Annotated in this window: 8 protein-coding genes; 5 read left to right on the forward strand and 3 right to left on the reverse strand. The window is 62.4% G+C overall.

Annotation, left to right across the window (positions count from 1 at the left end; translation table 11 throughout):
- The first annotated feature begins 116 nt into the window (after positions 1 to 116).
- Positions 117 to 374, forward strand: a complete 258-nt coding sequence (locus tag E5W87_RS04615; RefSeq protein ID WP_006202578.1) for a hypothetical protein — start codon at positions 117 to 119, stop codon at positions 372 to 374.
- Here E5W87_RS04615 and soxR read toward each other — a convergent pair.
- Together soxR and E5W87_RS04625 are read right to left on the reverse strand one after the other, a co-directional pair.
- On the reverse strand, positions 371 to 817 hold the full coding sequence (soxR, locus tag E5W87_RS04620; RefSeq protein ID WP_292394467.1) for a redox-sensitive transcriptional activator SoxR: 447 nt from the start codon (positions 815 to 817) through the stop codon (positions 371 to 373). The genes E5W87_RS04615 and soxR overlap by 4 nt on opposite strands.
- A 169-nt stretch (positions 818 to 986) precedes the next feature.
- The gene (locus tag E5W87_RS04625) at positions 987 to 1,445 is read right to left on the reverse strand and encodes a tRNA (cytidine(34)-2'-O)-methyltransferase (RefSeq protein WP_292394469.1); all 459 of its coding nucleotides are present in this window, start codon (positions 1,443 to 1,445) and stop codon (positions 987 to 989) included.
- Positions 1,446 to 1,730: 285 nt separating this feature from the next.
- Here E5W87_RS04625 and E5W87_RS04630 point away from each other — a divergent pair, with 285 nt between their 5' ends.
- Genes E5W87_RS04630 through E5W87_RS04645 form a run of 4 tightly spaced genes read left to right on the forward strand, consistent with a single transcriptional unit; the run spans position 1,731 to position 6,438 of the window.
- Positions 1,731 to 2,294, forward strand: coding sequence for a hypothetical protein (locus E5W87_RS04630; RefSeq protein ID WP_292394471.1), 564 nt, complete (start codon positions 1,731 to 1,733; stop codon positions 2,292 to 2,294).
- 29 nt (positions 2,295 to 2,323) lie between these two features.
- A complete protein-coding gene (locus E5W87_RS04635) occupies positions 2,324 to 4,198 on the forward strand; it encodes an ABC transporter ATP-binding protein (RefSeq protein WP_292394558.1) in 1,875 nt (624 codons plus the stop codon).
- 10 nt (positions 4,199 to 4,208) lie between these two features.
- Positions 4,209 to 6,092 carry an ABC transporter ATP-binding protein gene (locus E5W87_RS04640; RefSeq protein WP_292394473.1) on the forward strand — a complete coding sequence of 628 codons (1,884 nt, stop codon included), beginning with the start codon at positions 4,209 to 4,211 and terminating at the stop codon, positions 6,090 to 6,092.
- A 31-nt stretch (positions 6,093 to 6,123) separates the two neighbouring features.
- Positions 6,124 to 6,438: a DUF6665 family protein gene (locus tag E5W87_RS04645; RefSeq protein ID WP_292394475.1), complete on the forward strand. Its 315-nt coding sequence runs from the start codon at positions 6,124 to 6,126 to the stop codon at positions 6,436 to 6,438.
- Positions 6,439 to 6,441: 3 nt separating this feature from the next.
- On the opposite strand, the gene E5W87_RS04650 is transcribed toward E5W87_RS04645, so the two are convergent.
- Positions 6,442 to 6,652, reverse strand: a 211-nt coding sequence (locus E5W87_RS04650; protein ID WP_292394478.1) for a cupin domain-containing protein, incomplete at its 5' end; no start/stop codon positions are given.

Raw genomic sequence — 6,652 nt, forward strand, 5'->3', positions numbered from 1 at the left:
GGTCGTTGCAAATGCTGTCTCCGGTTGCGGGGCGCACCCCGACAAATGACTCGTCTTTTCCGGCCGCGATCCCTAATCTCTTGGATGCAAGGGTCAAGTGTGAATGGAGTTCTTTCGTGCGCACCCCGGCAAGACCGCCGCTGGATGGCCTGAAGAAAAGGCTCGACCGTTCGCGCGCCGAGCGCGAGCGCATGCCGCGCGACGGATTCCTGCGCGAGACCTTCGTGCTGCCGCGCTCCGATGCCCGGCTCAAGGCGAAGGAGTGGTTCGAGCGCTTTCCCAAGCAGGCCTACTGGACCGAGATCGAAAGCTGGTTCGAGCGGCCGGGCGACGTCATCGAATTCACCATCAGGCGGCTGCCGGCAGCGGATTAGCGCTCGACCAACAACCGCCTCGCTCCCGGCCCTTGGGCGCTTAAACGGTCTTCCTTATTTCGCAACGGGCACTTGTCGATCGACATGCAGCCGCAGCCGATGCAGTCGGTCAATCCATCGCGCAGCTTCTTCAACTGGGCAATCTTCTGATCGAGCTGGTCGCGCCAAGCCGTTGAAAGCAGGTTCCAGTCCTCGCGCGTCGGGGTACGGCCTTCTGGCAGTGATTCAAGTGCAGCACCGATCTCGGCCAGCGAGATTCCGACTTCCTGTGCTATCCTGATGATCGCCACTCGCCTCAGCACGTCGCGGCCGTAGCGCCGCTGGTTGCCCGATGTGCGGTGGCTGCGGATCAGTCCGCGCGCCTCGTAGAAATGCAGCGCCGACACCGCCACCCCGCTTCGCGTCGCCACCTGGCCGACCGTCAATTCCGTCACCGCAGCCATTCGAATTTTCCGCTTGACCTCAAGTTAAGTTGAGCTTGTAACCAAGAAAACCTGGACATGCAAACCGCAGGAGAAGGCGATGTGCGCCTGGGTGAGAATGACAAGAGAGGGTTTGGTCGCCGGCCAGAAAGCGGCGATAATCGCTGCGCCCACTGAGGGCCTGCAAATCCTATCCGAGCTGCCGGATCGCCTCGCCGGCCACCATGGCGACGGAGAGCGCGACATTGATGCTGCGCGCGCCGGGCTGCATCGGGATGATCAGTCGCGCATCCGCCGCGTTGTGGACAGGATCCGGCACGCCTGCGGATTCGCGGCCGAACAGAAGAATGTCGGCGTCGGCGAAGGCGAAATCCGTGTAGGCGGTCGCCGCTCTGGTCGACAGCAGCACCAGCCGGCGCGCTTCGCTTTTGCGCCAGTCCTCGAAGGCGTTCCAGTCGACATGCCGTGTCAGCGCCGCCATTTCGAGATAGTCCATGCCGGCCCGTTTCAGCGCCCGGTCGGAGAGCGGGAAGCCGGCCGGTTCGATGATGTCGACGCCGAGACCGAGGCAAGCCGCGAAGCGCAGGATTGTCCCGGTGTTGCCGGCGATATCCGGCTGGTAGAGCGCGATGCGGAGACGGTCGTTCATTTCCACGCCATTTTGATCCGTGGCAGATTGGCCACAGGCGGCTCGCGGTTTTGGAAATTGCTGGACTGGCGGGTGGTCATTTTCTGCGAAGTCGGTTATACGCCGGGCATTGTCAACCCGAACCGATGGAGGGGTAATTCATGATGATCATGCACATCCAGCGCCCCTCTCGTGGGCTTACCAGCCTGCCGGCGGTTTCGGTACGACGATTCTCCTGACCTTTTAGACTTCGATCGCACCGATTCTTAGCCGAAACCTTTTTTCGGTCTTCGAAGGAATCCTGCGATGTTTTTCAAGCTGTCGAAGGGGCTGAACGCCCCACCTGAACACGCCCCGGGTCAATCCTTGCCTTTCGCTGGCCATTCGCCCGCGAACAGGCCGGATTCACCTCTTTTTCTGTATTTTCACATGGAGGACGGACCGATGTTCGATCCCTGCAAAATTCCCGGCTCACGAAACCTGCACGAGCGCAGGATGGCGACGTGGGCCCTCTTGATCGGCGAAACCTATTCGTCGGCGGTTCACGCCGAAACCCGTCGGCGTCCGCATCGCGGTATGCTGCCGGACGTCGATTTCTCGCGCGCGGTTCCCGACCGCAGCCGGCCGTCGCTGGTGCGCCGGATTATGAGGCTGATCCGCCCTGGCACAAAAACAGGCGCGGAACTCCGGGTTGTCGACACAGCGCTGTCAGGATCGTCAAACGAGCCAGTCGGCGAAAAACCCGCAACACCTTATACTGCGCGAAGCAGGACCGGCGGCCCGGGTGATTCCGGGACGCCGGTCTTTGACGCTAAGCGCTCCCAGGACGCTACGCGCTCCCGGGACGCTACGCGTTCCCGTGCCGCGTGAGCGAAACCAAGCATGTGAGTACCAAGACAATGTTCCGCTGGTTTGAAAGAAGGCTCGATCCGTTCCCCGCCGAGGAGCCGGTCGAGCCGCCGAAGACGCTGATCGCCTTCTGCGTGCACTATACGCGCGGCGCCTGGCCCTATATCGCTCTCGATGCGGTGCTGGTGACGGCTATCGCCGTCGCCGAGGTTTGGATGTTCGGCTTCATGGGCCGGATCGTCGACTGGCTCTCGGTGCAGAATCGCGAGACGTTCCTGCAGACTGAGGGCTGGAAACTCGCCGGCATGGCTTTCATCGTGGTATTCGCGCTGCCGGCGACGGTCTGGTTCCATTCGCTCCTCAACCAGCAGACGCTGATGGGCAATTATCCGATGCGTATCCGCTGGCAGGTGCATCGCTACCTGCTCAAGCAGTCGATGAGCTTCTATCAGGACGAATTCGCAGGACGCATCGCGACCAAGCTGATGCAGACCGCGCTCGCGGTGCGCGAGTGCGTCATCAAGCTCATCGACGTGCTGAACTATATCGTCGTCTATTTCCTCGGCATGCTGTTCATCGTCGGCTCGGCCGACTTGCGGCTGGCGGCACCGCTTGCCGTCTGGCTTGCCGGCTATATCTTGCTCTTGCGCTATTTCATCCCGCGGCTGGGCAAGGTCGGCGAGGAGCAGGCCAATGCGCGCTCGACCATGACCGGCCGCGTCGTCGACAGCTACTCCAACATCCAGACGGTCAAGCTGTTCTCGCATGCCCGGCGCGAGGCGTCCTTCGCGCGGGAAGGCATGGCCGGCTTTCTCGATACGGTCTACCGGTCGATGCGGCTGGTGACGCAGCTCTACGGCCTGCTCTACATCCTGAACTCGCTGCTGTTGTTTTCGGTCACCGCGATCTCGCTGTGGCTGTGGCTCGGCCATGCAGTGACCATCGGCGCCGTCGCCCTGGTCATCGGCCTCGTGCTTCGGCTCTGGGGCATGTCGCAATGGATCATGTGGGAGATGTCCACCCTGTTTGAGAATATCGGCACGGTGCAGGACGGCATCAGCTCGATCTCGCTGCCGCGCCTCGTCGAAGACAGGCCCGGGGCCAAGGATATTGCCGTCACCAAGGGCGAGATCCGTTTCGAGGACATACGCTTCCACTACGGCAAGCAGAAGGGCATCATCGAAAGCCTGTCGCTGACGGTGAAGCCGGGCGAAAAGGTCGGCATCGTCGGCCGTTCGGGCGCCGGCAAGTCGACGCTGGTCAACCTTCTCTTGCGCTTCTACGACCTTGAAGCTGGCCGGATCCTGATCGACGGCCAGGAAATCGCGGCTGTGACGCAGGATTCGCTGCGCGCCCAGATCGGCATGGTCACGCAGGATACCTCGCTGCTGCATCGTTCGGTGCGCGAGAACATCCTTTATGGCCGGCCGGACGCCAGCAACGAGATGCTGGTTGAGGCGGCACGCCGCGCCGAAGCGCTTGATTTCATATCAGGGCTTTCGGATGCCGGTGGCCGCAAGAATTTCGACGCGCATGTCGGCGATCGCGGCGTCAAATTGTCCGGCGGCCAGCGGCAACGCATCGCCATTGCCCGCGTTATGCTGAAGGACGCGCCGATCCTCATTCTCGACGAGGCAACGTCTGCGCTCGATTCCGAAGCCGAGGCAGCTATCCAGGAGAACCTCTACAAGCTCATGCAAGGCAAGACCGTCATCGCCATCGCGCACCGGCTCTCGACCATCGCGGCGATGGACCGGCTCGTCGTCATGGACAAGGGCCGCGTCATCGAAGAAGGTTCGCATGAGGAACTCGTCGCCAGCGGCGGACTCTATGCGCAGCTTTGGCAGCGCCAGTCGGGCGGCTTCCTGCTCGACGACAGTGCCGCCGCCAACGATGCCATGATCAAGGGTCAAGCAGCAGAATGATAGCCGCCGAATGATGATTGCTGTCTATCGCTGGTTCGAGAACTGGGTCTATCCATTCAGGGAGCCCGCGAACCTTCGGCCACCGGTCAGCGTCAGGGGTTTCCTTTGGCACTATGTCGGCCAGGCGAAATTCGCCTTCTTCGCCATGCTTGTCATCGGCGGCATCGCGCCGCTGGTCGAGGCTGGATTGTTCTACTTCGTCGGCAGGCTGGTCGATATTCTCGACCAGCTCCCCGGCGAGCGTAGTTGGGACGCGCTGTGGGCTGCCGCCGGTCCGGAGCTTGTCTTCATGGCCGCCGTGGTGCTGGTCATCCGTACCATCGTCGTCGGCCTGGCGGCGCTGGTCGACGAGCAGACGATCACGCCCGGCTTCTACAATCTGGTGCGCTGGCAGGCGCACCGCCATGTCTCGCGCCAGTCCTACGCCTTTTTCCAGAACGATTTCGCGGGCCGCATCGCGACAAAAGTCTGGCAGGCGGGGCAGGCGACCGGCGATTTGATGGAAAGCTTCCTCGAGGTCGTCTGGTTCATGGTCGTCTATACGGTGACGACGCTGGTGTTGGTCGCAGGCCTCGATCTCAGGCTGGCGGTGCTGGTGGTGATCTGGATCACCGCCTTCGGCTGGCTGGCCAAGCGCTACCTGCCGGCGATCCGCAAGCATGCCGAGGCAACCGCCGAGGCCGGTTCGATGATCACCGGCCGCATCGTCGATTCCTATTCGAACGTGCAGACGCTGAAGCTGTTCTCCGCCGACGGCGACGACCGCTACATCAGGAGCGGTTTCGATATCTATCTCGAAGCGCTGCGTCCCTTCACCCGCAGGCTGACCGGCGTGCGCATGGCGCTGACGACGCTGTCGGGTATCATGATCACCGCGATCGCCGGCTTTGCCGTCTATCTCTGGGTCGAAGGCTCGATCACCGTCGGCGCCGTCGCCTTCACGTTGTCGCTGGTGCTGCGGCTCAACATGCTGCTCGGCCGGCTGATGATGCAGCTCAACAGCATCCTGCGGAATCTCGGCGTTCTGGAAAACTCCAAGGCGCTGATCTCGCAGCCGCTCGGCCTGACTGATGCGCCCAACGCCAGGGAGCTTGTGGTAGGCGGCGGCCGGATCGACGTGAAGAATGTCGAGTTCCACTACGGCAAGGGTTTCGGCGTGCTCAACGGCATCGACCTCGTCGTGCGGCCGGGCGAGAAGGTCGGACTGGTCGGGCCGTCCGGCGCCGGCAAGACGACGTTGGCCAATCTGATCCTGCGCCTCTACGACCTCGAGGCGGGCAAGATCACCATCGACGGCCAGGATGTTTCAGAGGTGACGCAGAATTCGCTGCGCGCCAATATCGGCGTCGTCAGCCAGGATACCGCACTGTTCCATCGTTCCTTGCGAGACAACATCAAGCTCGGCATGCCGGACGCAACCGACGCCGAGGTGATCGCGGCTGCCAAGAAGGCCGAGGCGCACGAGTTCATCCTCGACTTGCGCGACAATCGTGATCGCCAGGGCTACGAAGCCTTTGTCGGCGAGCGCGGCGTGAAATTGTCCGGCGGCCAGCGCCAACGCGTGGCGATCGCGCGCGTCTTCCTCAAGGACGCGCCGATCCTCATACTCGACGAGGCGACGTCAGCGCTCGATTCCGACATCGAGGCGGCCATTCAGGAGAATCTGGCAAGGCTGATGGAGAACAAGACAGTCATCGCTATCGCACACCGGCTGTCGACCATCGCGGCACTCGATCGTCTGGTGGTGCTCGACGGCGGCCGCATCGTCGAACAAGGCATGCATGACGAACTTGTCGCGCTCGACGGGCTTTATGCACGGCTGTGGAAGCGGCAGTCCGGCGGCTTCCTGTTCCACGAGGAGAGCGTGCTGGAGGAGACGCGGCCGGCGGAGTAGGGCTAGATTTTAGCAAAAACCGGAGTTGACCATGTCGGTGCGAATGCCATCGAATTTCGGACGGTCGGGAGCGCAGGAGTCGGCGCTCGACCTGCTCGGCCATGAGATCCTCGGCGAAAAGGCGGCGGCGCTCGGCCGCGCCGGCCGGCGCGTGGATGAAATGCTGGCGAGGTTGCGTGAACATGGCGACGATGACGAACAGCGTGCCCGGCTGCTCAAAGACGCGGCGGAGGCCGTCCACGGCTATTTCATCCAGCGCGAATTGTGCGGCTTGCGCAAGCACGACGCGGTGATCCGGGAATACAACATCCCCAAGTCGGTGCTGGCCAGGCTCGGCGCGAAATAGCGGTCATTCCAGCCACTCGGTGATGAAGCTGCCGTTTTCGTGGATGTCGGTGGTTTCCAGCGGGCCTGGGCCGAGATTGGTGAATTTGTGCGGCGTGTTCGGCGGCACGATCAGGATCTGGCCGGCCGACGCTTCGATCTGCCGGTCGCCGACGGTGAACAGCCCGGTGCCGGTGCGGATGATGAAAATCTCGCAATAGGGATGCATGTGCAGC

This window comes from Mesorhizobium sp. (assembly GCF_004962925.1).
Lineage (GTDB): Bacteria > Pseudomonadota > Alphaproteobacteria > Rhizobiales > Rhizobiaceae > Mesorhizobium.